This is a genomic window from Aquamicrobium terrae, from assembly GCF_040545735.1.
GTDB lineage: Bacteria > Pseudomonadota > Alphaproteobacteria > Rhizobiales > Rhizobiaceae > Mesorhizobium > Mesorhizobium terrae_A.
Genome location: NZ_JBEPML010000005.1, coordinates 278,928 through 305,585 on the forward strand (window position 1 = coordinate 278,928; position 26,658 = coordinate 305,585).

The 26,658-nt window shown below is 64.2% G+C and carries 19 protein-coding genes; 3 read left to right on the plus strand and 16 right to left on the minus strand.

Translation table 11 applies throughout. From position 1 onward, the window contains the following. Nucleotides 1-54: 54 nt before the first annotated feature. The 16 genes from ABID37_RS10165 to rpsU form a co-directional block, all read right to left on the minus strand. Complete coding sequence (locus tag ABID37_RS10165; RefSeq protein ID WP_354194242.1) at nucleotides 55-1,761, minus strand: tetratricopeptide repeat protein; 1,707 nt, start codon at nucleotides 1,759-1,761, stop codon at nucleotides 55-57. A gap of 133 nt (nucleotides 1,762-1,894) precedes the next feature. Continuing rightward, nucleotides 1,895-3,610: a 2-isopropylmalate synthase gene (gene leuA, locus ABID37_RS10170; protein ID WP_354194244.1), complete on the minus strand. Its 1,716-nt coding sequence runs from the start codon at nucleotides 3,608-3,610 to the stop codon at nucleotides 1,895-1,897. Between the two features lie 302 nt (nucleotides 3,611-3,912). Next, nucleotides 3,913-4,965, minus strand: coding sequence for an AbrB family transcriptional regulator (locus tag ABID37_RS10175; protein ID WP_354194298.1), 1,053 nt, complete (start codon nucleotides 4,963-4,965; stop codon nucleotides 3,913-3,915). Between the two features lie 187 nt (nucleotides 4,966-5,152). After that, nucleotides 5,153-5,446, minus strand: a complete 294-nt coding sequence (locus ABID37_RS10180) for a putative quinol monooxygenase (protein ID WP_354194246.1) — start codon at nucleotides 5,444-5,446, stop codon at nucleotides 5,153-5,155. 122 nt (nucleotides 5,447-5,568) lie between these two features. After that, complete coding sequence (locus ABID37_RS10185) at nucleotides 5,569-6,492, minus strand: cation diffusion facilitator family transporter (protein WP_354194248.1); 924 nt, start codon at nucleotides 6,490-6,492, stop codon at nucleotides 5,569-5,571. 38 nt (nucleotides 6,493-6,530) lie between these two features. After that, nucleotides 6,531-8,720 (minus strand): anthranilate synthase, encoded by a 2,190-nt coding sequence (locus ABID37_RS10190; RefSeq protein WP_354194250.1) that lies wholly within the window; start codon nucleotides 8,718-8,720, stop codon nucleotides 6,531-6,533. A gap of 282 nt (nucleotides 8,721-9,002) precedes the next feature. After that, a complete protein-coding gene (locus ABID37_RS10195) occupies nucleotides 9,003-11,234 on the minus strand; it encodes a TonB-dependent hemoglobin/transferrin/lactoferrin family receptor (RefSeq protein WP_354194252.1) in 2,232 nt (743 codons plus the stop codon). 427 nt (nucleotides 11,235-11,661) lie between these two features. Beyond that, on the minus strand, nucleotides 11,662-13,341 hold the full coding sequence (locus ABID37_RS10200) for a formate--tetrahydrofolate ligase (protein WP_354194254.1): 1,680 nt from the start codon (nucleotides 13,339-13,341) through the stop codon (nucleotides 11,662-11,664). A gap of 137 nt (nucleotides 13,342-13,478) precedes the next feature. Then, nucleotides 13,479-14,612 carry a DUF2333 family protein gene (locus ABID37_RS10205; RefSeq protein ID WP_354194256.1) on the minus strand — a complete coding sequence of 378 codons (1,134 nt, stop codon included), beginning with the start codon at nucleotides 14,610-14,612 and terminating at the stop codon, nucleotides 13,479-13,481. 324 nt (nucleotides 14,613-14,936) lie between these two features. Beyond that, nucleotides 14,937-15,980, minus strand: coding sequence for a cytochrome-c peroxidase (locus ABID37_RS10210; RefSeq protein WP_354194258.1), 1,044 nt, complete (start codon nucleotides 15,978-15,980; stop codon nucleotides 14,937-14,939). Between the two features lie 131 nt (nucleotides 15,981-16,111). Then, nucleotides 16,112-17,410, minus strand: coding sequence for a DUF6638 family protein (locus tag ABID37_RS10215; protein ID WP_354194260.1), 1,299 nt, complete (start codon nucleotides 17,408-17,410; stop codon nucleotides 16,112-16,114). 136 nt (nucleotides 17,411-17,546) lie between these two features. Then, nucleotides 17,547-17,960, minus strand: a complete 414-nt coding sequence (locus tag ABID37_RS10220; RefSeq protein WP_354194300.1) for an endonuclease domain-containing protein — start codon at nucleotides 17,958-17,960, stop codon at nucleotides 17,547-17,549. Between the two features lie 90 nt (nucleotides 17,961-18,050). Continuing rightward, nucleotides 18,051-19,964 carry an AAA family ATPase gene (locus tag ABID37_RS10225; RefSeq protein WP_354194262.1) on the minus strand — a complete coding sequence of 638 codons (1,914 nt, stop codon included), beginning with the start codon at nucleotides 19,962-19,964 and terminating at the stop codon, nucleotides 18,051-18,053. Nucleotides 19,965-20,132: 168 nt separating this feature from the next. Then, complete coding sequence (locus ABID37_RS10230; RefSeq protein ID WP_354194264.1) at nucleotides 20,133-21,278, minus strand: hypothetical protein; 1,146 nt, start codon at nucleotides 21,276-21,278, stop codon at nucleotides 20,133-20,135. A gap of 31 nt (nucleotides 21,279-21,309) precedes the next feature. Then, a complete protein-coding gene (locus tag ABID37_RS10235; RefSeq protein WP_354194266.1) occupies nucleotides 21,310-22,398 on the minus strand; it encodes a hypothetical protein in 1,089 nt (362 codons plus the stop codon). Between the two features lie 306 nt (nucleotides 22,399-22,704). Next, nucleotides 22,705-22,971 carry a 30S ribosomal protein S21 gene (rpsU, locus tag ABID37_RS10240; protein WP_354194302.1) on the minus strand — a complete coding sequence of 89 codons (267 nt, stop codon included), beginning with the start codon at nucleotides 22,969-22,971 and terminating at the stop codon, nucleotides 22,705-22,707. A gap of 340 nt (nucleotides 22,972-23,311) precedes the next feature. On the opposite strand from rpsU, the gene ABID37_RS10245 reads away from it, so the two are divergent. From ABID37_RS10245 to choV, 3 genes are all read left to right on the plus strand, one after another. Further along, nucleotides 23,312-24,256 carry a choline ABC transporter substrate-binding protein gene (locus ABID37_RS10245; RefSeq protein WP_354194268.1) on the plus strand — a complete coding sequence of 315 codons (945 nt, stop codon included), beginning with the start codon at nucleotides 23,312-23,314 and terminating at the stop codon, nucleotides 24,254-24,256. 251 nt (nucleotides 24,257-24,507) lie between these two features. Next, nucleotides 24,508-25,362 carry a choline ABC transporter permease subunit gene (choW, locus tag ABID37_RS10250; RefSeq protein WP_354194270.1) on the plus strand — a complete coding sequence of 285 codons (855 nt, stop codon included), beginning with the start codon at nucleotides 24,508-24,510 and terminating at the stop codon, nucleotides 25,360-25,362. Then, entirely contained in the window at nucleotides 25,359-26,540 is a 1,182-nt protein-coding gene (gene choV / locus ABID37_RS10255) for a choline ABC transporter ATP-binding protein (RefSeq protein ID WP_354194272.1), read from the plus strand. The genes choW and choV overlap by 4 nt, the downstream gene beginning before the upstream one ends. Nucleotides 26,541-26,658 lie beyond the last annotated feature (118 nt).

Consider the following 26,658-nt stretch of genomic DNA (forward strand, 5'->3'; position numbering starts at 1 on the left):
TCTCCCGAAATTGGGAGCCGGTTTCGGGGTGATGGAGGGCGGCGATTCGCCCCTTCAGCTCGCCTTGCCGAGGCCGGCGGCGCGCAGCGCCTCCACCAGCCTGTCCACCATGTCGGGCGGATATTCCCGTTGCTCGAAAACCCGGCGCGGATTGGCGACGAAGCGCGGATATCGGCTGGCCAGTTCCGCGATCAGCCGGTCGCGCGCGGCCGCGTCGTTGGCGTAGTCGGCGGCGATCAGCCGTGCGGCGAGATAGTGGGAGCGCGTCGAGGCGGGCTTGAGCGCTTCGGCCGCGCTGGCCGCCTTTTTCATGTTGCCGAGCATGAATTGCCCGAGAAACAGCCCGAAATCCCACCAGGAAGGGCGGGAGCTGGAGGCCTCGACGGCGCGCGCCATGATCGCCGTGCCCTGGACATAGTCGCCGGCGAAGACGAGGCCGTAGCCGTAGGCGGCCGCCATGGACAGGTCATAGGTGTTCAGCTCATAGGCCTTGCGCATCCAGCGGATGGCTTCCTCGGTGTTGCCGAGGCGTGAGTTGAGATAGCCGTAGGCGCGGTGCGCATAGGGGCTGGTGGCGCCCATCTGCACCGCGCGATGGGCCATGGACAGCGCCTTTTCGGGCGTCGCATCCTTCGGGTAGTCGTAGCGGCTGGTGACCGCCTGCAAATGCAGCACCGCCATCTCGGAATAGATGAGCGGCGATTTTCCGCCTTCCGCGATCAGTTGCTCGAAGCAGCTATAGGCGGCCTTGTGCACCGAGGGGATAGGGTCCTGATAGTAGTCGTCATTGAGCAGCAGGCAGCGCGCGAGGCCGGTCTGGATGCCGGCCTGCTCGATATAGGCGTAGATGGTGCCGGAGGCGGTGGTGGTGGCGCTGAGCATGCCGGCCACGCTGTCCTCGATGCGGGCCGGGCTCATGTCCTCGGGGTTGAAGGTTCTGGAAATGAGCACGCGATCGGTGCCGATGTTCTGAATTTCGACGGTGATGCTGTCGGCTTCCGCCCCCGGCGCCAGCTTGAAGACGAAGCTCATCGCCTGGGAGACGGGGTTCGGGCTGCCCTCGAAATCGCGGCCGATGAAATCGATCGTGTCGAAGCCCGACAGCCCGCTGCGCAGAGTGGCGAGCATGGTGGCCTGCCCCGGCGTGTCCGCGGCGGTGCTGATGTAGATCACCGGCAAGGTGTCCGGCGCCAGCGTGCCGATGCTGCCGGTGCGGGTGGTCTCGGCGGGCGCTTCCGCATGCTGCCCGACCAGTATCGTCTGGCGCAGGAACAGCACGGCAAGCATGACCGAGACAAGCCCCATAGCCGCCCACATGAAGCGCATCTGGCGCGAGAGGGAGGACGGGATCGCCGGCGCATCTTGTGCAGGCGCGGGAAAGGGAGCGTCTTCAGCCGCCTCGGCCGGGGCGGGCTGCGGCCCGTTGGAGACATAGGCCGGGATATAGCTGCCGCGTGGAATGACGATGCGGACAGGCTCCGCTGCGCCCTCGGTCGCGAAATACTGTTGCAGGAGATCGCGCAGCCGCCCGGCCTGGACGCGCACGACCGCATCCGTGGAGGGGTCGAAATCCGCATCCTTGCCGAACACGTCGACAGCGATGGCAAAGCCCTTCAGGCGGTCGGCTTCGCCGGCCTGCTCACGTTCCACCAGATATTGAAGGAGGTCGCGGGCGCGCTCCGAGCGGCTGAATGTGCTGCTGGCAAGCACTCGCTCCAGCGTCTTGCGCACTGCGGGGGCAGCAGGCGTCGTGGATTGCAAATGACGAACCTCTCCATTCGGCCGGCGGGAGGTCGATCATATAGAGTTCTGGCTGCCTCGGACAAGCGTTGGCTAAGGGAGCGGCGGCGGTCTGGGCCGGTTACCTTCAGGGCAACCGGCCCAGGGTTAACGATTACTTACCGGCTATGATGCGGTTTGCGGCGGAAACCACCGCTTCGAGCGAGGCACCAACGATGTTGGTGTTGATGCCGACGCCGAACAGGCGCCCGCCCGGATGCTCCATCTCGACGTAGGAGATGGCCGAGGCGTTGGAGCCGCGTTGCAGCGAATGCTCGGAATAGTCGAGCACCGTCATTGGCACGCCGATATGGCGCGAGAGCGCATCGACGAAGCCGTCGATCGGGCCCGTGCCGATGCCCTCGATCTTGGTCTCCTTGCCGTTGTCCACGATGGTGGCCTCGAGGATGCGCCGGCCCTTCACCTCTGTGTCGGGGTAGGTGTGGTGGTCGACGAACTTGAAGCGGCCTTCGGGCTGCTCGACATAGAGCTTGCGGAACTCCTCATGGATGCGCTTCGAGGGCAGTTCCTTGCCTTCGTTGTCGGTGATCTCCTGGATCACGTTGCGGAATTCCACCTGGAGGTTGCGCGGCAGGTTGATGCCGTAGTCGGTCTGCATGATGTAGGCGATGCCGCCCTTGCCCGACTGCGAGTTGATGCGGATGATGGCTTCGTAGGAGCGGCCGACATCCTGCGGATCGATGAGCAGATAGGGCACTTCCCAGACCGGCGAATTGGCCGTCTTGAGCGCCTTCATGCCCTTGTTGATGGCATCCTGGTGCGAGCCGGAAAAGGCGGTGTAGACCAGTTCGCCGACATAGGGGTGGCGCTCCGGAATCTTCAGCTGGTTCGAATATTCGTAGACGTCCTTCATCCGGTTGATGTCGGTGCAGTCCAACTCGGGGTCGACGCCCTGCGTGTACATGTTGAGCGCCAGCGTCACGATGTCGACATTGCCGGTGCGCTCGCCATTGCCGAACAGGGTGCCCTCGACGCGGTCGGCGCCGGCCATCAGGCCGAGTTCTGTGGCCGCGATGCCGGTGCCGCGGTCGTTGTGGGGATGCAGCGAGACGATCAGGCTGTCGCGGCGGTCGAGATTGCGGCACATCCATTCGATCTGGTCGGCATAGATGTTGGGCGTGTTCATCTCCACCGTCGACGGCAGGTTGATGATCAGCCTGTTGTCCGGGGTCGGATCGACGATCTCGATCACGGCGTTGCAGATTTCCAGCGCCACTTCGAGTTCGGTGCCGGTGAAGCTCTCCGGCGAATACTGGAAGCGGTAGCCGCCGCCCGCCTTGGCGGCCATGTCCATGATCATCTTCGCCGCGTCGGTGGCGATCTGCTTGATGCCGGCGACATCCTTGGCGAACACGACGCGGCGCTGCAATTCGCTGGTCGAGTTGTAGAAATGGATGATCGGCGTTCTGGCGCCTTCCAGCGCCTCGAAGGTGCGGGCGATCAGCTCGGGCCGGCACTGCACCAGCACCTGCAGATCGACGTCATCGGGCACGTTGCCTTCCTCGATGGCCCAGCGGCAGAAGTCGAAATCCGTCTGCGAGGCGGAGGGAAAGCCGATCTCGATCTCCGGGAAACCCATGTCCAGCAGCAACTGGAACATGCGCGCCTTGCGGTCGTGTCCCATCGGGTCGATCAGCGCCTGGTTGCCGTCGCGCAGGTCGACCGAGCACCATACCGGCGCCTTTTCTATGCGCCTGGACGGCCATGTGCGGTCGGCGAGGCTGGGGATTGCAAAGGGCTGATATTTGCGTGCCGCCTCGGGCATACCTTTGCGGGCCGAAGTTGCGCGAATGTCTTGTCGTGCGTTCATCGTCGTCTTCTCCCGGCTCCCACTGCCTGCCTCGCGGCTGCCATCGGGTCAGGGGTGCCTTACCAAAAAAATTGAGTCGTCGAATGTAGGTTTGCCAAGGAGCATCTTGCCGGACGGCTGTATCGACCGCCGGGTGCTCCTTCAGCGAGCCCGGCGATCGCCGATAAGGCCGAGAAGAAGGAGGGTGGAGGCAAGCGCGCGCAACGTCTCGCCGGAAATGCCGGTCGGACGGTTGGAAGCGGATGCGGAGCGCCTGTTCATGTGCGCTCTCTTACAGGAGCCGCCTGCCCGAGGCAAGCCATTTACGCGGCCACGGTGCGGGCGAAGAAGCGCGCCAGCGGCGGTCCGACGAGGAGGACGAGCAGGAAGCGCGCCGTTTGCAGGGCCATGACGAAGGACATGTCGACATTGTGGGTGGCCGCCGCGATGATGGCGATGGTCTCCATGGCCCCGGGGCTGGTGGCCAGATAGGCGGTCATCGGATCGATGCCCAATGTCCGGCTCATCAGCCAGCCGAGGGCGCCGCAGAAGATCAGCAGGGCGGCGATCGAGCCGATCATCTGGGGCAGGGCGCGCATGGCATGGTGCAGCACCGGCCGGGTGAAGCCGAGGCCGATATGCCAGCCGATCAGGGCATAGCTCATGCCGAGCAGCCATTGCGGCAGGTCGAAGTCCAGCCCGATGCCGAGATGCAGCAGCATGCCGAGGATCATCGACCCGAGGAAGAAGGGCGACGGCAGGCGCAGCAGCCTGCCGAGCTGTGAGCCCAGTATGGCCACTCCGAGCGTCGTGGTGAGCCCGAGGGCGTCGGGCACCGGGAACCAGACGATGTCGGGCCGGCTCATCTGGGTGGTGTCCACCCACAGGCTCGCCACCAGCGAGGCCGAGACCGAGATGATGATGACGCGCAGATATTGCATGACGGCCACCAGCCGCTGGTCGGCGCCGAAGGCACCGGCCATGAGCACCATGGCGGCCGCGGCTCCGGGCGTGGAGCCCCACAGCGCCGTGGTGCCGGGCAGGATGCGCCAGCGGCTGATCAGCCAGCCCAGGAAGCTGGATGCGGCGAGCGTGGCCAGGACCGCGCCCATGATCGGCGGCCAGTGCACATAGAGCAGGGGGAAGATGTCGGCCGACACGGAACTGGCGATCAGGCAGCCGATGATGCCCTGCGCAACGCTGAAGGCGGGCAGGGGCACGCGGGCTGTCGCCCCGCTCACGCCCATGGCGATGCCGCCCAGCATCGGCCCGATCAGCAGTGCGGCGGGCACGCCGGCAAGCTCGAGCGTGCCGATCAGGGCAGCCGAAACGGCAAGCAGGACGAACCATTGCAGGGCCGGGGCCGCTCGGCTCATCCATGGACTGTCGGCTTCGGCTTGCGGCGGTTCGATGGTCTGGTTCACGGGCAAGGCTTCGCGCTGGGATTGTCAGGCGCAGCGACGGGCCGCGCCCAAACGTGGCGCCGCCGGACTCGGGGCGGCCAGCCGTTGATAAAGCCGATCGGCCGGGAAGCGAACCCCTCCAGGGCAGGATTCTTTTGGCTCAAGGCAGCCCGACGCCGCCCGCCGGCTCCGTCTCGATCTGGAACTCGAAGCCGGAAACCAGCGGCCTGGCCTTGGCGATGGTTTCCTGCACATGCGGCAGTTGCAGCGAGGCCTTGTGGCTCTCGGCGTCGGTCCAGACCTCCGTCACCCACAGCGCCGAAGTGTCGGCGGGGTCGCGCGCGACGATGTAGCTGAGGCAACCGGGCATCGAGCCCGTGGCCTGAAGGATCAACTCAAGAAGCTGGTCGCGCTTGCCGGGCAGTGCGCGCAGTTTACCGATCAGCCCATACATGGAACCCTCCTCAGCCTGTCCGGTCTCGTTCCAAGCCCTGCGGCTTGCAGGATCGTGCAGCTTGACCGAATGCGCAAGCATAACCCTTACAAGGCGCTACGGGTTCCGGTTGAGATCGCGATTCAAGCGAAGGGGACCGCAACGCTGCCCCTGGGCAGTTTCGCCTCGTCGTCGGGCTCGACATGGATGGTGACGCGCACGGACGGGTCGTCCGCCTTCAGGGCGTCCTCTATGCGGTCGCAGATGACATGCGCCTCACCGACCGGCATGTCGGAATCCACGACCATGTGGAATTCGATGAAGGTCGCCCGCCCGGCGATGCGGGTCTTGAGATCGTGGACCTCGAGCGCGCCCCTGGAGTTGACGGAGATGATGTCGCGGATGCGCATCTGCTCTTCCATGTCGACGCTGCGGTCCATCAGGCCGTTCAGCGATTCGCCCATCACCTTCCAGCCCTGGTAGAGGATGTTGAGCGCCACGATCAGCGCCAGCAGCGGGTCCAGCACATGCCAGCCGGTGAACACGGCGGCGACCAGGCCGACGATGACGCCGGCCGAGGTCACGACGTCGGTCATGATATGCTGGCCGTCGGCGACCAGCGCCGGGGACCTGGCGGAACGGCCGGAGCGGATCAGGATTATCGCCCAGGCCCCGTTGATGACGGCCGCCACGCCGTTGACGGCGAGGCCTTCCCAAGGCTGTTCCATAGGTTGCGGCGCGCGGATGGTGTCCCACACCTGCGCGATGATGAGCAGCGCGGCCACCACGATCAGCACGCCTTCGAGCACGGCCGAGAAATACTCGGCCTTGTGATGCCCGAACGGATGGTCGCTGTCCGCCGGCTTGTGGCTGACGTGGATGGCCCAAAGTGCCGCGCCGGAGGTGATGACGTTGACGATGGATTCCAGCGCGTCGGAATAGAGCGCGACCGAACCGGTCATGCGCCATGCGACAAACTTCAGCCCCATGACGCCTAGCGCGACGACGATCGACCAGAAGGCGAGGGTTCGCACCCTGCGCTTTGATGCGTCCCTGTCGTGATGCACTCTTTCCATCTCCATGTCGGGGAACCGGCGTGGAGGCCTCAGGCCGCCTTTTCCCTTGCCTTTCGGGGCAGGTGGACCACCACGTTCTCGATCATGCGCATGCCGGCGTCGCCGCCCAGGCTCATGATCGATTCGGGGTGGAATTGCACGGCCGCGACCGGTTCCTTCGCATGTTCGAAGGCCATGATGGTGCCGTCCTCGCTGGTGGCGGTGACCTCGAACTCCCGCGGCAGGCGGGCCGGATCGGCAAAGATCGAGTGATAGCGCCCCACGGTCACCTCTTTGGGCAGGCCGGAAAAGATGATGCCCGGCTTCGACACGCGGATGCGCGAGGGCTTGCCGTGCATGGGAACGGCAAGCTGGCGCAGTTCCCCGCCATAGGCCTCGGCCAGCGCCTGCAGGCCGAGGCAGACGCCGAAGATCGGCAGCTTGCGTTGGCGCGCCTTCCTGATGGTGGCGGCGCAGTCGAAGTCCTTCGGCGTGCCGGGGCCGGGCGAGAGCACGACCAGGTCCGGCTTCAGTTCGTCGAACACGGCGTCGGCCACCGGCGTGCGCACGGTCGACACCCTGGCGCCGGTCTGGCGGAAATAATTGGCCAGCGTGTGGACGAAGCTGTCTTCATGATCGACCAGCAGGATGTTCAGCCCTTCGCCGACGCGGGCGGCGGCCCGTTCGACGGCGGCGCTGTTGCCGGCCTTGGCTTCACGGATGGCGGAGAGCATGGCGGATGCCTTCAATTCGGTTTCGGCTTCCTCGTCCTCGGGGACGGAATCGAACAGCAGCGTGGCGCCGGCGCGCACTTCGGCAATGCCGTCCTTTATGCGGATGGTGCGCAGGGTCAAGCCGGTATTGAGGTCGCCGTTGAAATGCACCATGCCGATGGCCCCGCCATACCAGGCGCGGGGGCTCTTCTCGTTCTGCTCGAGAAAGCGCATGGCCCACAATTTCGGCGCGCCGGTGACGGTGACGGCCCAGGCGTGGCTGAGGAAGGCGTCGAAGGCGTCCATGCCCTCGCGCAGCCGGCCCTCGATATGATCGACCGTGTGGATGAGGCGCGAATACATCTCGATCTGGCGCCGGCCGATGACCCGCACCGAGCCCGGCTCGCACACCCGGCTCTTGTCGTTGCGGTCGACGTCGGAGCACATGGTCAGCTCGCTCTCGTCCTTCTTGGAGTTGAGCAGCTTCAGGATCTGTTCCGAATCGGAGATCGCATCCTCGCCGCGCTTGATGGTGCCGGAGATCGGGCAGGTCTCGACGCGGCGGCCGCTGACCCTGACGAACATTTCCGGCGAGGCGCCGATCAGATATTCGCCGTCGCCCAGATTGATGAAGAAGGAATAGGGCGAGGGATTGGTGGTCTTGAGGCGGCGGGCGATGTCGGAGGGCACGGTCTCGCAGCGCTCGTAGAAGGTCTGGCCGGGCACCACCTCGAACAGGTCGCCACGCTTGAAGCTGGCCATGGCGTTGCGCACCAGCGCCGCATATTCGCCGGGCTGGTGGTCGCCCCGCGGCGGAATGCGGTCGGAGGGCGTGAAGGGCGCGTCGGGGGTTTCGCGGGGCAGGCCTTCGGTCGAGAAGCCGTTGCCGGCATAGTCGTAGCGGTCGGTCCAGGCCTTGGCCAGGTAGTGGTCGACGACCAGGATCTCGTCCGGCAGGAACAGCACCAGGTCGCGCTGGCTTTCGGCACGCTCCAGCCTGTATTCGACCGGGTCGAACTGGAAGGCGAGGTCGTAGCCGAACGCCCCGTAGAGGCCGAGATTGCTGTCGTCGTCGGTGCGGAACAGGGCGGTGAGGGCGCGCAGGACGCTGAACACGGAGGGCGCGCGGCTGCGCTCCTCCTCGGTGAAGATGCGGTCCGGCTTGTTCACCTCGAGCAGGATCAGCCGGTCGTCCGCCTGGGTGACGCGGATGTCCTCCAGTTCCGATACGGTGGCAAGCAGCGTCGGCAAAAGCGCCTTGCCGCGCGCATTGAGCGCCTCGACGCGCATGGAGCGGCCACGGGCGGAAATGACCAGCGGCGGATCGACGATGGCCGTGTCCCAGCGCGTGTAGCGGCCGGGATATTCGTAGTTGGAGGAGAACACCGCGCCGCGCCGCGAATTGAGACGGTCGATATAGGCCTCGATCGCCCCGGCATAGGGCTGGTCGTGGCGCTGGCGGGTGATCGCGACGCCCCCCGCCGTGATGAAGCGCTCCGCCCCGTTGTCGAGAATTTCCACCGTCATTGCCGTCTCCGTTCGTCTTCAGGCAACGGACCTGGGGCTGAAACGTAAAATGGCCGCCCGGAGATCCGCTGCGGCCACCCATCATTTTCACGCGCACGCGCTCAGAAGGCCGCTGTCAGCAGGCCCACCACCACGCAGAGTTCGAGGAACGCATGTTCATGGCACTTCCATAGCGGCCTTCGCATGGGCCGGCAAGCGGTTTCGATTTTGGTGAGAGGGAAAAGCGGCGGGAGGAAAAAAGCAAAGGCGGCACCGGGGCCGCCTTTGCTTGTCGATGCCCGCTCAGAACCTCTGCGTCAGCGAGATTTTGAAGGACCGGCCGGGCTCGGAGTAGAACTCGGACGGCTGGGTGCCGCCTGTCCGGACGCTCGAATAGTCATAGTAGGTCTTGTCGAAAACGTTGAAAATCCCGGCATTGATCTTCAGGCCATTGAGCTGCTCGGGTTCCCACCACGCGCTCAAGTCCACGATTCCATAGCCGGGGGTGGCAAAGTAGGTGGTCGAGGTGCCAGAGGTGATGGTGGTGCCCCGCGCCTTCGCAGCGCCAATGAAATCGACACCCACCCCCCAGGTTTCGGTGTCGTAAGCGAGACCTATGACACCCTTGAACGGAGCCACGGAAGGAAGGAATTCACCGGTATCGGTGTTGTCGCCTCTGGCATAGGCAAGGCCGGCCCTGACACTGAAGCCGTTGTCGAAGCGCTTGTGAACCGAGGCCTCGGCGCCATAGATGCGGGCGTTCGGTATGTTCATGGAGCCCGTAATGCCGAATGGATAATTGGCCGGATCGTATCCAAGCGCCAGGGCTTCATCGGCGGTCAGGCTCCGGGCTTCGATGAAGTTCTTGTATTTGTTGTAGAACAGATTGACGCGTCCGCCGAAATTCTGGTCGCCGAGTTTTGCGCCGATTTCAAAGCCGTTGCTGGTCTCGGTTTCCAGGTCGGGATTGCCGATGCGCACATAGGTGCCGGGTCCGCCGTAGCTGCTGTAGAGTTCGCCGGCTGTCGGCGCGCGGAATGCCATCGCCCATTGGCCGAAGAATTCGAGCTTGTCGTGCGGCCTGTAACCCAGCCTGAGCTTGGGGGACACGCCGGCGTCGCTGAACCCCGGGGGCAGTGCAGGGCCGGTGGCATTGTCCGCGAACTCCGGCGTCATCTTCGGCGAGTGCTCGAGCCAGTCGAACCGGATGCCCGGCATCACGTAGAAGGGGCTGTCGCCCATGCTGATTTCATCGTCGATAAAGAAGCCGAAGCGCTTGCTGTCCACCTTCGGCGTGTCCGCCTGGTTGGTGTGCAGGAAATTGCACTGGTGGAAGGGACCATAGAAGGGCGGACAGTTGTCCACGCCGGATGAATACTGCACGGATGTGCTGGAGGCGATGTCAATGCCGGCCGAAACCAGATGATTGAAGCCTCCCGTGTCGAAGCTCCTGCTCCCCGAACCTATAAACCCGAAGGTCTCCTCATCCATCTCGTTGTCGCGGGAAATGAAGCCGAGCGGATCGGTCGTGGTTCTTATGCCGGCATAGCCGTTGTTCCTGACCTGCTTCATCCAGTAGAGCGAGCCGACGGCACCATCCAAGACGCCTGCACTGCCGTCATAGGAGTAATCGAGCGAGATGCGGTCGCGCGCGGAATCTTCGTGAGTATCGTAGTTGCCCGGCCGGTAGTTCCCGGTCAGGGACTGGTTCGTCCTGGCATCCGTATCGCGATCCTTGCGGAAACGTTCTGCGGTCAGGCCAAGTACGTGGCCGCCCTCAAGCGTCTGGCGAAGCTTGAAAAGGAGGTTGTGCTGGTCGTAGTCGGACGGGTTGGGCAGCGTCCTCAGCGGGCCATAAGCCTCGACGGTGCCATTGTTTTCGCGCTCGTTACCCTGCTTGTATCCCCCCTGGAACAGGACGGATGTGCCGCCAAACCGCTTGGCCACGGCTACCGAGCCGGCAATGCTGTCGTCGGAGCTGTCATAGGTGCTTTTCAGCACTCCGCCCCAATCGCGGCCGTTGCTGATGAGGTCTTCCGGCTCGAGCGTGGACAGGCCGAGGACGCCACCGAGGGCGCCTGCACCTGCGCGGCTCGAATCCGCGCCGCGCATGACGTCGACGGCGGACAGCGAGGAGAAATCGAAAGCGTCGACGCCGCCACTGGCGCCGCGCGTCACATCGTAGAGATAGGGAACCGGAATTCCATCGATGGTGGTCAACACGCGGCTGCCTTCGAGGCCGCGGATATTGATCGCGCCGGTGTTGCGGTTGAAATTGACACCGGGTTCAAGGCTGCGCCCCAGGTCTTCTATGCTGGTGACCTGCTTATCCTCTATGGCCGTTGCATTGACCGTCGTGGTCAGCGGGCTGTCGGTTGCCGCCCCGGCCTTCTGCTTCTTGCCCTTCACGGTGATGGTTTGCAGGACCGTCGGCTCCTGGGCGCTGCTCTCCTGGGCGGCGGCAGGGGCGGCGGCATAGAGCATGGCCATGGCCGTGCATGCCATCAAAGCCGAGGGTGAGCGCCAGACCTTCATGCCAGTTCCTTCTCCGTTTCAGGGCGCAAAAAAGGGTGCCGACAGGCAAGCCATGCCCACCGTTGGCGCACCGCGATTTTCGTCAGAATGGGGTAGGCCCGACCGTTCCCACCTTATTTCAGGCGTTTAGAAAACATGATTTCCTAAGTCAAGAATTAAAAGGTGAGTCTTTGAATCAACTATTTAGCAAAACCGAATGTGTGGGAAAATTGACACACCAGCCGGGCTGGACCGGCATGGCCGCATCGGCAAGAAAAGCAGTTCCGGTTTTCCCCTGCGGGTGCATGACAAAAGCCCCGGTGCCGGGAAAGGCGCCGGGGCTTTGCCGTGTTGGGCGCGCCGGCGACGCCGGCGGCCAGTCTGATGTGCCGCCTTCATCCGAAGCCGGTTGCCCTGGCTCGCAAGATGCCGACGCGGGGAGAAAGCCTCAGCTGAGGCCTTCGATATCGCCGTTTTCGTTGAGGTAGATGTTTTCGGAGGAGGGTTTGGAGGGCAGGCCGGGCATGGTCATGATCTCGCCGCAGATGGCCACGACGAAGCCGGCGCCGGCCGACAGCCGCACCTCGCGCACCGGCACGGTGTGGCCGCTCGGCGCGCCGCGCAGGTTCGGGTCGGTCGAGAACGAATACTGCGTCTTGGCCATGCACACCGGCAGGTTGCCGTAGCCTTGGCTTTCCCACTGGTGGAGCTGGTCGCGCACGGACTTGTCGGCGATCGCCTCCGAGCCGCGATAGATGCGCTTGACGATGGTGTCGATCTTGTCGAACAGGCCAAGCTCGTCGCCATAGAGCGGGGCGAACTGCGAGCGGCCGGATTCGGCCAGCGCCACCACCTTGTGCGCCAGCTCCTCGATGCCGGCCGAGCCCCGGGCCCAGTGCTGGCACAGCACCGCTTCCTCGCCCATGGTGGCGACATAGTCCTTCACCGCCTGGATCTCGGCCTCGGTGTCGGTGTGGAAGTGGTTGATCGCCACGATGGCCGGCACCCCGAACTGCTTGACGTTCTCGATGTGGCGGCCAAGGTTGGCGCAGCCCTTCCTCACCGCCTCGATGTTCTCGGCGCCGAGGTCCTCCTTCTTGACCCCGCCGTTCATCTTCAGCGCCCGCACCGTGGCCACGATGACCGCCGCGGCCGGCTTCAGCCCCGCCTTGCGGCACTTGATGTCGAAGAACTTCTCCGCGCCGAGGTCGGCGCCGAAGCCGGCCTCCGTCACCACATAGTCGGCGAGCTTCAGCGCCGTCGAGGTCGCCATCACCGAGTTGCAGCCATGGGCGATGTTGGCGAAGGGGCCGCCATGCACGAAGGCGGGGTTGTTCTCCAGCGTCTGCACCAGGTTGGGCTGGATGGCGTCCTTGAGCAGCACCGCCATCGGCCGGTGCGCCTTGAGGTCGCGGGCGAAGACCGGGCTCTTGTCGCGGCGGTAGGCGATGATGATGTCGCCCAGCCGCTTCTCAAGGTCCTGCAGGTCGCGCGCCAGGCACAGGATGGCCATGACCTCGGAGGCCACGGTGATGTCGAAGCCGGCCTCGCGCGGATAGCCGTTGGCGACGCCGCCCAGCGACACCACGATCTGGCGCAGCGCCCGGTCGTTCATGTCCATGACCCGCCGCCACGCCACCCGGCGGGTGTCGATGCCCAGCTCGTTGCCCCAGTAGATGTGGTTGTCGATCAGCGCCGACAGAAGGTTGTGGGCCGAGGTGATGGCGTGGAAGTCGCCGGTGAAGTGCAGGTTCATGTCGTCCATCGGCACCACCTGCGCATAGCCGCCGCCGGCCGCCCCGCCCTTCATGCCGAAGTTCGGACCCAGCGAGGCCTCGCGGATGCAGATGATCGCCTTCTTGCCGATGCGGTTGAGCCCGTCGCCCAGCCCCACCGTCGTCGTCGTCTTGCCCTCGCCGGCCGGCGTCGGGTTGATGGCGGTGACCAGGACCAGCTTGCCGTCCGCCTTGCCCTGCACCGACTTGATGAACTCGGCCGAAACCTTCGCCTTGTCGTGGCCGTAGGGCAACAAATGCTCCGACGGAATCCCGATCTTGCCCCCAACCTCCTGGATCGGCTGCTTGCGCGCCGCGCGGGCAATCTGAATGTCGCTCTTGATCTCGGCCATTGTGCGTTCCTGTTTTCGACTGGTCACCGCAGGCGGCTGCCCGGAGCATGGATAGAACCCGTCAGGAACATGCTTCGCCGTTCCAAAACAGGCGTGCAATAAACAAAAAACGACAGGGCGCGGACGCCCCGCCGGCGTCACCGGTCGAGGACGGACCGCAGCTCGACGATGTTGGAGCGCACCTGCAACAGGTTGAAGCCCATCGTTGCCAGGTGCGAGGGGAAGAAGGCGCTGGATTCGTTGCCGTTGGAGATGATCCAGGGTTGCACGTTGAGCGAGGCGCGCAACTGGCCTTCCATGCGCGTCCACAGCGCCGTCAGGTTGCGCTCCGCGATGATGGCGGCGAAGTCCGAGCGGGTGGCGACGAGAATGCCGTAATAGGCATAGAGCTGGCCGTAGGCGAACCAGAAGCGGTCGTCGGCGCGCAGGTCGAACCAGCCGGCGTCGGAAACCTCGATGCGCTGGCGCAGGATGTCCGAAGTCGAGCCGATGTCGCCGGCGATGCGGTCGAGGAACTGCATCAGGTTGTCGGCGCGGGCGTCGAAGGTGGCCTGGCACCTCTCGAGGCTGGTGTTGAAATTGCGCAGATTGGTGATGGCCTCGCGGTAGACGCTGGGGGTCGGGCGGGTAGGGCCACGCCAGCCGATGTACCAGGCGGTCTCGCTCCAGGCCAGGTTGGTGCGGGCATTCTGCAGGTTCTGGTCGATCTGCGAGGTGCCGCGCACGCGGCCGAGCGTGTCGACCAGCTCGGTGGTGGTGCGGCGCATGACCTGGTTGATGCCGAGCTGGAAGGCCGCCTTGTTGTCGAAGAAAGGGGTGTTGCGCCACTCGATGCCGAACAGGCCGAGCTTGGACAGCACCATGGAGGAAATCCAGGCGTTCTGGTTGACGTTGAAGTCGATCAGGTCGGCGGAGGTGCCGGCAATGGCGGAAGGCTTGCAGGTCGGCTCGGGTTCGCCGGCGACGGTGGCGGAAATGGCGTCCGGCGTGACGGGGTCGCCGGCCCCGGTGCTCTCGCGCGCCTGGGCGAGGGAGGCCGGGTAGTCCGGGTTGAAGCCGGTCCAGAACTGGGTGACGTAGAAGAAGTAGCCGTACATGACCACGATGATGGCCAGGATCGCGCCCACAACCGCCTTCAGGATCAGGCCACGCTGGCCATACCAGCGCCCGACCCACATGAACGGCCACAGGACGATGCCGACGAGAAAGCCGATGCCCCGGCCGATCCACTGGAAAATCCGGGTGATGAAGTTCACGATCGGATCAAGCATGCTGCGTCACTTTCTGCCCTGGAGTGTTCGGCTTGTCCCACAACCGCGGAAGCGCCCCATCTTCCTGATTTGACGCAACCGTCGGTAAGAAAACCAGCATCTGGAGCCCCTGTGGCGCACTCGATCACGCGTACCGCATATGGACAGATATGCGTTTTTGGCAGTCTCGACAACATGGTAGCGGAATGCAGATGCCGCGCGCCCTCGCGGACGCGCGGCACCGGTTGCGGACAGCGGTGGGCACGGGAGCGCCGCGCGTCGTTCCGCATACGCGAAGGACGCTCCAGCGCTGTGATCGACCGGCCGTGACCGGGCGGCGCACGCTCAGCGTATGTTGCCGTCCGGACGCGGGGTCGTGCCGGTCTCGGAAGGCAGCACCGGCACGGTGACCGCCGGCGGCGTTCCGGTCAGCGATTCCAGGAAGGCGACGATCTGATCGGCCTCGGTGTCGGTCAGTTCCTCGCCGAGCTGCGAATCCGCCATGATCTGCACCGCGGTCTTCAGGTTCCACACCTTGCCGGTGTGGAAATAGGGTGCGGTCAGCGCCACGTTGCGCAGCGGCGAAGCCCGGAAGACATAGGAATCGTCGACGGTCTGGGTCACTTCGAAGCGACCCTTGTCGCCTTCCGGCAGGATCTCGGCGCCCGGCTTTTCGATCAGGCCGAACGGATAGTAGCCGTTGCCGCCGACATTGACGCCGCTGTGGCAGGCGGCGCAGCCCTTGTCCATGAACAGGGCCAGGCCGAGCTTCTGGTCGGAGGTCAGGGCATCGTCATCGCCCTCGAGGAAGGCATCGAAGGGGGCGGGCGTGTTCAGCGTCGTCTCAAAGGCTTCGATCGCCTTGGCCAGGTTGTCGAAGCTGACCTTGTCGCTGTCGTCGGGAAATGCCTTGCCGAAGCCGTCGACATAGCCCGGCATCGAATTCAGCGTGGCGATCACCTGGTCGGGCGTGTTGGCCATTTCGACGCTGGCCTGGATCGGGCCCTTGGCCTGCTCCTTCAGGTCTTCGGCGCGGCCGTCCCAGAACTGGGCGATGTTGAACACCGAGTTGAAGACGGTGGGGGAGTTGCGCGGCCCCTTCTGCCAGCCATGGCCGATCGAGGTTTCGAGATTGTCGTCGCCGCCGGTCGCCAGATTGTGGCAGGAATAGCAGGAGAAGACCCCCGAGGCCGACAGGCGCGGATCGAAGAACAGCATCTTGCCGAGCTCGATCTTCTCGGGCGTGATCTTGTTGCCCGGAAGTTCCGGAGCGGTTTTCGGCAACGGCTCGAAAATGCCGAGCGCCTCCTCGCGCAAGGCGGTGTCATCGGCGGCGAAGGCCGCCGATGACATGGCCGCGAGGCTGGCCGTGAGCAATACCCTCAACATGGATTCTCTCCATCTGGTTGGTGTTTCGGGTAGTGTCGCCCGCTGCGGGCACAGGGCCTTGATCCAGGTCAAGAACCGGCTGGAAGGATTGGGGAGATGGAGCGATTGAGCGCCTCGGCGCGCTTCAAGGATCAGTCGGTCAGGCCGTAGAGGCGGGCGCGGAAGGCGGCCTTGTCCTTGAGATATGCGGTTTTCAGCACGTCAACGACGTGGGCGCGCCAGTTCTGGGTGAAGTCCTCATAATCGGCATAGAAGCCCTGCTTGTTGAAGACGTAGCGCGACACGAAGTCCGAGGGCACGAAATCCGAGATCAGGCGGTTGGTGAGCCATGCGTCGGGATGGCCGGGCCTTGCCCGCACCACGAGGAAGCGCTGGTTCGGCGGCACCTCGTCAATGCGCAACTGGCCGAGTTGGTTGATCTCGCGCTTGGCGGCGTTGAGGAAAGGAAAATTGCCATCCTTGTTGATGCGCTCGGCATTGTTGTGGATCCAGGTCTGGAGCCAGACCTTGTCCACGTTCGACAGGTTGCGGTCGGGCTCGGCCTTGCGGATCAGGTCGCGCACAACCATCTCGGCCCGGTGTTCCAGATAGCCGGAAGATTCGATCCAGGAGGCACGCGGCAGTTCCAGGCGGCCGGTCTCGGCAAGGAAGCGGAACACGCGGTCGGCATCGAAGATCGAAAGATAGCTGACCTGCCATGGCCGCGAACGGCGGAAGCCCGGCGCGGACGGATCGCAGATCACCGTGGTCGTATCCCGGTCGATGAACACGTAGAGGCCGCCGAAATGGCTGGTCCAGTAGGCGTTGTGGCGGAAGATCACCTGGTCGGGCACCAGCGCGTTCTCTCGGATGTCGCCGCACACCTTGGCAAGCTCGACCATGCGGTTGAGCATGTCGTCGTCGCGCCAGGCGTCGGGCTCCTGCTTCAGCCGGTCGACCAGCTTGCCGAGTTCCGCCGCCTTGCCGAGCACGTCCTCTGCCGACAGCACGCGGAACTCCACCTGGTTGATCGACAGCAGGTCCTCGATGTCCTCGACCATGGAGACCGAATCGTCGATCTCGCCGTAGATCACGTCCTTGATGGTGAGCGCGTTGATGGCCCGCTGGTTGCGGCTCATGAACTCGAACATCAGTTGCGAAGTGTTTGAAAACGCGGTGTGAACCACGGGCAGGTCGATCTGCGCCGGCGTGAGGATGATGAAGCGCCGATTGACGCCGTTGGGGTCGAGATAGGACAGGTCGCCCAGCTCCTCGGCGATCTGCGGCGAGAAGCCGGTGCGGTCGATCTCGAAGGATTGCAGGTCGGTGGGCGGCAGGCCGAACGCCTTCAGCGCCTTGTTGTAGCGCTCGATCAGATGCGGCTCGTCCACCGTCAGCAGGCGGCCGTAGATCAGCGCGCTGTCGCGCAGCAGGGGGAAGCGGGAGGGCATCAGCTTTGCCTCTTCGTCTTTCCCCACCCGCGTAGAAAGAGGAGTGTCAACGCGGACGAACCCCTCTCCCCGCATGCGGGGAGAGGGTAAGGGTGAGGGGCATGTTGAAGATGCAGGTGAGGGGCGACGCTACTTGTCACGATGCGGTCTCCCGGTAATTCGGAGCGGCGATGAAGCGCAGGTTCGCGGTAACAACCGGATCAAGCCTTCGCTCCAGCGCCGCGAGGATGGTATCGAGTACGGCGTCCCGTTGCAAAAGCGCATCGGTGTTCCAGAATCGCAGCACTGACCATCCTTCATGGACCAGGAAATTGCCCCGCAGCCGGTGGTATTCGCTGCCGGCGTGCTGGCTGCCGTCCAGTTCGACCACAAGACGGCTCTCCCGGCAGACAAAGTCGGCGAAATACGGGCCGATGGGAAGCTGGCGGGTGAATTTTGCGCCTGCAAGCCGGCGGCCCTTCAGATCGGACCACAAAGCGCGTTCAGCGTCATTATCGGTCTTGCGCAGCGAGCGGGCGCGCTCGGTTCGCAAGCCATTGGGGCCGCGCATGACGATGCCCCTCACCCTTACCCTCTCCCCGTGAAGAACGGGGAGAGGGGGGCTTCGACGTTGGCAAACTCTTCGGCTGGCGGAATTCCTCTAGGCATTCCACAGCCCCTTCTTTTTCAGTTCCTCCATCTCGCGGGCGGCGCGTTCGCGCAGGCGGGCGTCGCGCAGGAGCTTGTCCACCGCCGCGTCGTCGGACTTGTCAGCGTAGCGGAATTCGGAATCGGCGTAGCGGTTGATCTCCTGCATCACCATGTCGAGCGAGAACGGCCCGCGCAGGTCCTCGATCATGGCCTTCTTGTCATCGTAGGGCTTGTGCATGAAGGTCTCGGGCTTCTCGAACCACTCGTCCGGCAGTTCGATGTCCATGGCGCGCATCTTGATCGCGTCGGTGACGTTCTTGATGGCGCGGCCGGTGAAGCGGGGTTCGGCCTCCTTGATGCGGTGCAGGTAGTCGCCGATGTCGGCCAGCGTCTTCGGCTCGCCGTTCTCCTTCAGGTAGCGCTCATAGACCCGGGCGAGCCCGTCTTCCTGCGGCCGGGCATGGCCCTCATAGGCTTCCGCAATTGCGCGCTGGATTTCCTGCGCGGCGTAAAGCTCATGCTCGCCCAGCGGGATTTTGTGATTCTTTCCAGCGAGTAGCACGAAGATGTCAATGTAATCCGCGCGCGTCTGCGGCCCGTCCACCAGCCAGCGCGCGCCGGCCCGCTGGCGCAGCGCGTCGTCGACATTCTCGGGATAGTTGGAGAACATGCCGAAGGAGCAGTTGCCGCGCACGACGGTGGCCGCGCCCGCGAAGGCGTCCATCAGAACGCCGGTGATCTCCTGCTGGCCGGCCGAGGCGCGGTCGTCGGAGCGTCTGGCCGCCACCTGATCGATGTCGTCGATGGTGCCGAAGCCGATGGCGCGCGGGTTGAGCACGTTGTTGATGAACTGGCGGCAGTTCTGGCCGGACTTGCCCTGATAGGAGGAGATCTGGTCGACGCCGAAATTCTCGTAGATGAATGGGTAGCCGGCGATCTGGCAATAATCGTTGACGAGGCCGGCGATCATCTGGATCAGGGTCGTCTTGCCGGTGCCGGGCGCGCCGTCGCCGATGAAGGTGAACAGGAAGCCGCCCAGTTCGACGAACGGGTTCAGTTCCCGGTCGAAATCATAGGCCATCAGCATCTTGGCGAGCTTGACCGACTGGTATTTGGCGATGTGGTTGCCGACCACTTCCTCCGGCTTCTTGAAGGTCATGACCAGCGGCTTGGCGCGCTTGCCGGGAGCCACGTCGAAACCGTCGAGGGTGAAATCGTCGGCATCGATGCGGATGTGACTGCTCTCGAACGGCCCGAGCGCGCCGTCCAGCCGACCCTTGCGTTGCAGGAGCCCGTCGATGGCGACACGGGCGAAAGAGCGGGCGCGCGTCATCAGGTCGGCGTCGTCCTTCGCGCCGGTGAGCGCCCGGTCGAGCCCGGCCACGATCGACTTCACCGCATCCTGCGGCGAATCGAACAGGAAATCGGGCTCGGCGATGTCGTTCGGGGCCTCGCCGTCGCTGTCGATCAACTGGTAGAGATAGGCGGCGAAGCTGAACGCCGCGATGTAGGCGGAGGACGACAAGAGCTTCTTGAAGTGGGCGGCATCGTCGCCCTGCAGGGGCGAGCGGGCATTCTGGGCTTGCAGGCCTTCGAGGTCGGTGCCTTGCGCGAACACTTCGGCAATGGCCAGCGCCACCGCGATGCCGCGCCGAGCCCGATAGAGCAGCGTGTGCTGGGGAATGGACAGCAACTGGTCGTCGGGGTGGACCGCGCCGACAGTCTTTGCCAGTTCCACCTCGCGGGTGCGGCGCACCGAACCGGTCGAGACGGTGGAGACGAAGCGGCGGTTGGTGCCGGCCAGCGCGGTGCCGCCGGCATGGGCCGGGTCCTCCAGCACCACGATGCGGGTGATGAAGCTCTGCGCCGTGGCGCGGTGCTTCTCGATGGTTGCTTCGGGAATGGCGGTCAGGCCGGTGTCCATAGCGTTCCCCGTCGTTTGATGCGCAGGCATGGCCCCTCACCCTTACCCTCTCCCCGTGAACGGGGAGAGGGGGATTTCAGCGTTGCGGACAACCTCCTTCTTCCCGCTTGCGGGGAGAAGGTGCCGGCAGGCGGATGAGGGGCAGCGCCGACGCTGGACAAGATTGCTTTAGACATCGCTGATCACCTGCCCGTTGGACAGAATGTGCACCTTGTAGCCCGCGAAGATCTTCTGCGTCTCGCCGGCGGCGTAGAGCGCTTGATAGGCCTCGTGCGGCACCAGCGCATGGTTCTCGTAGGCCGATACGCCCTGGCGCGTGGCTTCGAGATCGTCCGTGTCGATGTGGAATTCCTGCGTCGTCTTGGAGCTGGAGAACAGCCCGCGACGGCCCGGCTTCTCGCCCTTGGAAAACACCTCCTGCACCGTCCAGGTCAGCAGCCAGGCATTGTCCGGCTTGCGCACCCGCTCCAGCACCTCGTTGACGATGGAGTTGTTCTCGGTGATGCCGGCCGAATAGAACGGTCCCAGCACCACGCGGCGCAATTGTTTGGGGTGCAGCGTCTCGAAATCCTTGTCGAGATTGCTGGCGATGGTGATCGGCGACAGCGAATAGGCCGAGTTGCGTTCGGTGAAATCGTCGAACCGATGCGCCAGTTCGGGGTTGAGCAGGCCATCGACGGGCAGGGGGATTTCCACCTTGCCGTTCAGCTTGCGGTTCTTGTCGACCAGTTGCCGCACCATCGGCTCGGAGGAATCCTCCACCGTCGCCATGTAGACCAGCGGAAGGTTGGCGGCGCCGTCGAAGCTTGCCCAATGGACGAGATAATAGGGCAGGCCGGATTTCGGGTTCACCGAGACCTTGACGGTCTGGGCGAGCGTGAACGGCCCGAAGGTCTCCTTGCTGTCCACATCCTCCAGATAGAGGCGCTCGGCCATGGAGCGCTGCAACGCTTCCGGGAATTCCTTGTTGCGCAGGATGAAATCGGCCATCTCCTGCCGCAGCTCGTTGGCCTGCGGGATGGTGGCGAGCCGCGCCTCGGCCTGGCGGCGGTCGTTCTCCAGTTCCAGCACGTTCTGGAACACGGGAAAGCCGCTTTCGGCGCGCGAGATGCGGAAGCTCTCCTGGAAGCCCAGCCGGTTGCGCCAGCAGGAAAAGGATTTTTCCAGCCGGGCGATATATTCGGCCACCACGGAAGCGATGATGTCGTGCCGGTAGAGCGGCGAGCGATCATCGCGCAGGAACACCTCCAGCCCGTTCAGTGCCGCCGCGATGGAGGAGAAATAGCGTGCGGCGGCGTCGGTCTCGGCGTTCATGTAAGGCCCTGTCCTATGCCTTTGTTCCGCCCTATGCCTTCACATAGTCCGCGGCATTGTGCTTGCGCAGCACGTCATCGAAGCGGCGGGCGAAGGCGTCGTCGGCCAGCTTCTTGCGGCGCTGGATGTCGGCCGTCGCCACCATGTTCTTCTCGTGCAGTTCGAGCAGGTCGCCGATGTGCTTCTGCGCCGCAGCCCCGATGCCGGCCATGGTCTCCTCGGCCGTGGTGTCGACGCGGGAGCCCAGCGTGTTGATCTTGTGGGCGACGTCCTGCTGGGCGGCCGTCTTCAGCGAATCCTCCAGCGCCTTGTAGAGCACGATGCGCTGCTCGGTATCGATGGTCAGCTTGTTGATCAGCGTCGCCTGCGCCGCGATCTGGTTGTTGAGCGAATCGACGAAGGTCTGGAACATGGAGGTGTAGCGCTCCAGCGTCTGGCTCTCGGCCAGCAGTTCCTGTTCCTTGGCCTGCTTCTCGTTGTATTCGGTCGCCAGCTTCGAGCGGTCGCCTTCCAGTTCCGTGCGCTCGGTCTGGTTGGTGGAGGCGGCGATGCGGTTCTCGATGTCGAGCAGCAGCGGGTTCAGCTCCTCGATGCGCTTTTGCGTGGCGGTGAGGTTCTCGATGGTCGCCTTGCGGCGCTCGATCACCGTGGACAGGCTGGCTTCCGAGGTCTTGTAGCGCTGGTCGAGCACTTCACGCTGCGCCTTCAGGATGCCGACGATGGTGTCCGACTTGGTCAGCAGTTCCTGCAGATTGCCGGCCAGCGACATGTTGCGCACGCGCTCCGAGCGCATGCGCTGCTGGCGCTGGCGCGAGAAGATGCCGATGAATTTTTCCCAGCCCGAGTAGTTCTTCATGCTCTCGAACTCGGTGCCGAAGACGTTGGTGGCGTCCTCCAGCCCGATGATGAGGTCGGCGATGTTGGCCTCCATCACCTTCTGCTGGCTGAGCACGTCCTGGATGCGGGCGTTCTCGATGTCGAAATTGGCGTCGCCGATGGTCTTGTCGGCCTGGGCCAGCGTCTCGAGCACGGAGCCGGACTGCTCGATGCGCGAACGCATGTCCTCGACGGCCTGCTTCGTCTTCGCAATCTCGGCGTCGAAATTCTGCAGTGTCGCCATTCGGCCCTCCGGCGTTGAAAGGTGCATTCGCGTTTTGCGAGCGGCGAATATAGGCAGGGGCCTTTCCCATGGAAAGGCGCAAGGCGGCCGATTCCACGAAAAAACAGGGCCTTGCGCCGTGAAGCCGAAGGGCACGCGCATGAAAACGCCCGCCTGCGGCTGGCGCGAGGCGGGCGAGAACGGACGGTTATGACCGCTTTGCGCCTGAAGCATCGGACCGAAAAGCGTACGCGGTTTTCGGGTTATTCCGATGCTCAATCAAAGTGGTAGAGCGCCCATTGTGCGTCCGAACGGGCGCACGGCGCTCTACGAGGCGGCGGCGGGTCGGGCCGGGCGGGCCTGCGGGCGCGGCTTCTTGGCCGGGCCGGCAATCAGGCCTTCGCGAATGGCGAGCTTGCGGGCCGCCTTGCGCGAACGGCGCACGGCTTCGGCCTTTTCACGGCCGCGACGCTCGGAAGGTTTCTCATAGGCGCGGCGCGCCTTCATCTCGCGGAAAATGCCTTCGCGCTGCAATTTCTTTTTGAGGACCCGGAGGGCCTGGTCGACATTGTTGTCACGAACAAGAACCTGCAATGAACTTCCTTCTTTCTGTAGATGTTGAAACGGATGGGATCGGATAAAATCCGGCGGGCACGATGCCGCGCAACATCCCGGCGGATTGCTTCTATATAGGATGAAATCGGCAATTGTGAACATTTCTGCCGATTTATTGCCGGTTGTGTGGAAAGCGCGTGTGCGGCGCGGCCCCGCCGCGCTCCCGTGCCGGTGGCGATGCATGTCGTGGATCGGCCAAAGAGCGGCGTTAGCGGCAATGTGTTAGTGCTTGAATGCAAACGAGAATAATGTTTGGCTTGAATAAATCATAACCGCGGGCCTTCCGGCGCCGCATGCAAGCCAGAAATGGGAGAAGGCAATGCCCAGCTTGAAATCAATCGCGGTTTCGCTCGCCTTGACGGCGGCCGTCAGCACGGGTGCGCTCGCCGCGGAACCGGAAAGCTGCAAGACCGTCCGCTTCGCCGATGTCGGCTGGACCGACATCACCGCAACCACCGCCACCGCCTCGGTGGTGCTGGAGGCGCTCGGCTACCAGACCGACGTGCAGGTCCTGTCGGTGCCCGTCACCTATACCTCGCTCAAGAGCAAGGACATTGACGTCTTCCTCGGCAACTGGATGCCGACCATGGAGGCCGACATCAAGCCCTATCTGGAGGACGGCTCGGTCGAGAACGTGGTGACCAACCTCGAAGGCGCGAAATACACGCTGGCCGTGCCCACCTACACCTATGAGGCGGGACTGAAGAGCTTCCAGGACATCGCCAAGTTCAAGGACAAGCTCGGCAACAAGATCTACGGCATCGAAGCCGGCAATGACGGCAACCGGCTAATCCTCGACATGATCGCCGACAACAAGTTCGACCTCGGCGGCTTCGAACTGGTGGAAAGCTCCGAGGCGGGCATGCTCGCCGCCGTGCAGAAGGCTGTGCCTTCCAAGCAGGACATGGTGTTCCTCGGCTGGGAGCCGCACCCGATGAACGCCAATATCGACATGAAATATCTGGAGGGCGGGGACGATGTGTTCGGGCCGAACTATGGCGGCGCCACGGTGCTCACCAATGTGCGGGCGGGCTACACCACCGAATGTCCGAACATGGGCGCCTTCCTGAAGAACCTCGTCTTCTCGCTGGAGATGGAGAACGAGATCATGGGCGCGATCCTCAATGACGGCGCCGAGCCCAAGGCGGCTGCCACCGCATGGCTCAAGGCCAATCCCGACACCATCACCCCCTGGTTGGAGGGCGTGACCACGTTCGACGGAGGCGATGCCTCCGCTGCGGTGAAGTCGGCCCTGGGCCTTTGAACGCGGCAGGCCGCATATCGGACGGCGATGGCGGACGATCCCGGGCGGTCGGCCGCCGTCGCCCTGTCCGCAATTGCGGGAGGCAGGGGCGTTTCCGCATTTCGACGTAGGGCGGAAACGTTCCGGGGCATCGGGCCGAAAGTGGACTCCGGTTTTCGGTATCTTCCGGTGCATGGCAATGAAGACCCGAAGCGCGACGTGCCAATCCGGAAGATCGCGGCGCCTTCGCAGACAGAAACGAGAGGGACGCAATGGATCCGGTCTCGGCATTGATCGCCAGTTTCAAGATTCCAATCGGGCAGTGGGGCAGGTCGTTCTTCACCTTCCTCACCACCAATTTCGAGTGGTTCTTCGATGCGATCGCCGACGGCGTGACCTGGGTCCTGCAAGGGCTCATCGACCTGCTTCTGTGGGTGCCGCCGGTGATCGTGGTGCTTTTGATCGCCGCGCTCGCCTGGTGGCTGCAACGCTCGTGGAAGCTGGCGCTGGCCGTGGCGCTCGGCCTTGGCTTCATCATCAACCAGGGCCTGTGGAAGGACACGGTGGAGACGCTGGTCCTTGTGGTCGGCGCCACCGCCGCCTCCATGGCCATAGGCGTGCCGGTCGGTATCTGGGCGGCGCACAACGAACGCGGCTACCGCATCCTGCAACCCATCCTCGACCTGATGCAGACCATGCCGACCTTCGTCTATCTGATCCCGGTGCTCATCCTGTTCGGCCTCGGCATCGCGCCGGGCCTCATCGTCACCGTCATCTTCGCCTCGCCGGCGCCCATCCGCCTTACCTATCTCGGCATCACCTCGGTGCCGAAGCCGATGATCGAGGCAGGCGAGGCGTTCGGCGCCACCAGGCGCCAGCTCCTGTGGAAGGTGGAGCTTCCGGCGGCCTTGCCCACCATCATGGCCGGGCTGACGCAGTGCATCATGCTGTCCCTGTCGATGGTGGTGATCGCCGCCCTGATCGGCGCCAACGGCCTCGGCAAGCCGGTGGTGCGGGCCCTGAACTCGGTCAACATTCCGCTTGGCCTCGAAGCCGGCCTCGCCATCGTCATCGTGGCCATCATTCTCGACCGCATGAGCCGCGTCAGGACAGGAGCCGCCCGATGACCATCGCCGTCGATTTCCGCAACGTCGATATCGTCTTCGGCAAGGATACCAGGCGCGCCCTCGAAATGATCGACAAGGGCGCCTCGCGCGACCAGATCCTGGCGGAGACCGGCGCCGTGCTCGGCTGCGCGGGCGCCAATCTCACCGTCAAGGAAGGCGACATATCGGTTCTGATGGGGCTTTCGGGCTCGGGAAAGTCCACGCTGCTGCGCGCCGTCAACCGGCTGAACGTCGTCAGCCGGGGCGGGGTCATGGTGCATGACGGGGACCGCATGGTCGATGTCGTCACCTGCGACGACGCCACCTTGCGCCGCCTGCGCCAGAAACAGGTGGCCATGGTGTTCCAGCAGTTCGGCCTGCTGCCCTGGCGCACGGTGGAGGAGAATGTCGGCTTCGGGCTGGAACTCGCCGGCGTGCCCGACGCGGAGCGGCGCGAGCGCGTCGCGCGCCAGCTCAAGCTGGTCGGGCTCGACCAGTGGGCGAAGAAATATGCGCATGAACTGTCCGGTGGCATGCAGCAGCGCGTGGGGTTGGCGCGCGCCTTCGCCACCGAGGCGCCGATCCTTCTGATGGACGAGCCGTTCTCGGCGCTCGATCCGCTGATCCGCACCAAGCTTCAGGACGAGCTGCTCCAGCTCCAGGAGAAGCTGAAGAAGACCATCATCTTCGTCTCCCACGATCTGGAGGAGGCGCTGAAGATCGGCACCAGCATCACCATCATGGAAGGCGGGCGCATCGTGCAGACCGGCGCGCCGGAGGACATCGTGCTCCAGCCCGCCAACGAATATGTGCGCGACTTCATCGCCAACGTGAACCCGCTGTCGGTGCTGACGGCGTGGAACGTGATGCGCATGAAGAACGAGCTGGAACACGACACGGACGGGTGGGTCTGGCTCGACCGGCGCGCCACCACCCGCTTCAAGCTGGACGATCAGGACCTTGTGGTCGCCGCCGAGCGCAACGGCCAGCCGGCCGACTGGGTGTCGTGCACCGATGTGGAGCGGCTGCCGGAAGGCGGCTCGCAGGTGTTCTGGGCCACGCCCGGCACCTCGTTGAAGACCGTGATGCTGGCCATGCACCGCTCGCAGACCGCACCGGTGGCGCTGTTCGACGAGCAGTCGCGCTTCGTCGGCTCGATCGGCATACGCGACGTGCTGAACGCCGTTTTGCGGCGGTAGCAGCCGCTTCGCGCCAAATCCTGTTCGCGTCATCAACTCTGATGGTTTTGATTGTCTCTGAGCCTTGCGTTGAGGGTTATGATGATCTTTCGCATGGTCGCTGCGATTGCGAGGATCG

Bases quoted from the DNA above. Each gene is read 5' to 3' on its own strand.
- leuA (WP_354194244.1), bottom strand. From the start codon at position 3,610: ATGAACGCACGACAAGACATTCGCGCAACTTCGGCCCGCAAAGGTATG.
- ABID37_RS10175 (WP_354194298.1), bottom strand. From the start codon at position 4,965: ATGAGCCGAGCGGCCCCGGCCCTGCAATGGTTCGTCCTGCTTGCCGTT.
- ABID37_RS10180 (WP_354194246.1), bottom strand. From the start codon at position 5,446: ATGTATGGGCTGATCGGTAAACTGCGCGCACTGCCCGGCAAGCGCGAC.
- ABID37_RS10190 (WP_354194250.1), bottom strand. From the start codon at position 8,720: ATGACGGTGGAAATTCTCGACAACGGGGCGGAGCGCTTCATCACGGCG.
- ABID37_RS10195 (WP_354194252.1), bottom strand. From the start codon at position 11,234: ATGAAGGTCTGGCGCTCACCCTCGGCTTTGATGGCATGCACGGCCATG.
- ABID37_RS10200 (WP_354194254.1), bottom strand. From the start codon at position 13,341: ATGGCCGAGATCAAGAGCGACATTCAGATTGCCCGCGCGGCGCGCAAG.
- ABID37_RS10205 (WP_354194256.1), bottom strand. From the start codon at position 14,612: ATGCTTGATCCGATCGTGAACTTCATCACCCGGATTTTCCAGTGGATC.
- ABID37_RS10210 (WP_354194258.1), bottom strand. From the start codon at position 15,980: ATGTTGAGGGTATTGCTCACGGCCAGCCTCGCGGCCATGTCATCGGCG.
- ABID37_RS10215 (WP_354194260.1), bottom strand. From the start codon at position 17,410: ATGCCCTCCCGCTTCCCCCTGCTGCGCGACAGCGCGCTGATCTACGGC.
- ABID37_RS10220 (WP_354194300.1), bottom strand. From the start codon at position 17,960: ATGCGCGGCCCCAATGGCTTGCGAACCGAGCGCGCCCGCTCGCTGCGC.
- ABID37_RS10225 (WP_354194262.1), bottom strand. From the start codon at position 19,964: ATGGACACCGGCCTGACCGCCATTCCCGAAGCAACCATCGAGAAGCAC.
- ABID37_RS10230 (WP_354194264.1), bottom strand. From the start codon at position 21,278: ATGAACGCCGAGACCGACGCCGCCGCACGCTATTTCTCCTCCATCGCG.
- ABID37_RS10235 (WP_354194266.1), bottom strand. From the start codon at position 22,398: ATGGCGACACTGCAGAATTTCGACGCCGAGATTGCGAAGACGAAGCAG.
- ABID37_RS10245 (WP_354194268.1), top strand. From the start codon at position 23,312: ATGCCCAGCTTGAAATCAATCGCGGTTTCGCTCGCCTTGACGGCGGCC.
- choW (WP_354194270.1), top strand. From the start codon at position 24,508: ATGGATCCGGTCTCGGCATTGATCGCCAGTTTCAAGATTCCAATCGGG.
- choV (WP_354194272.1), top strand. From the start codon at position 25,359: ATGACCATCGCCGTCGATTTCCGCAACGTCGATATCGTCTTCGGCAAG.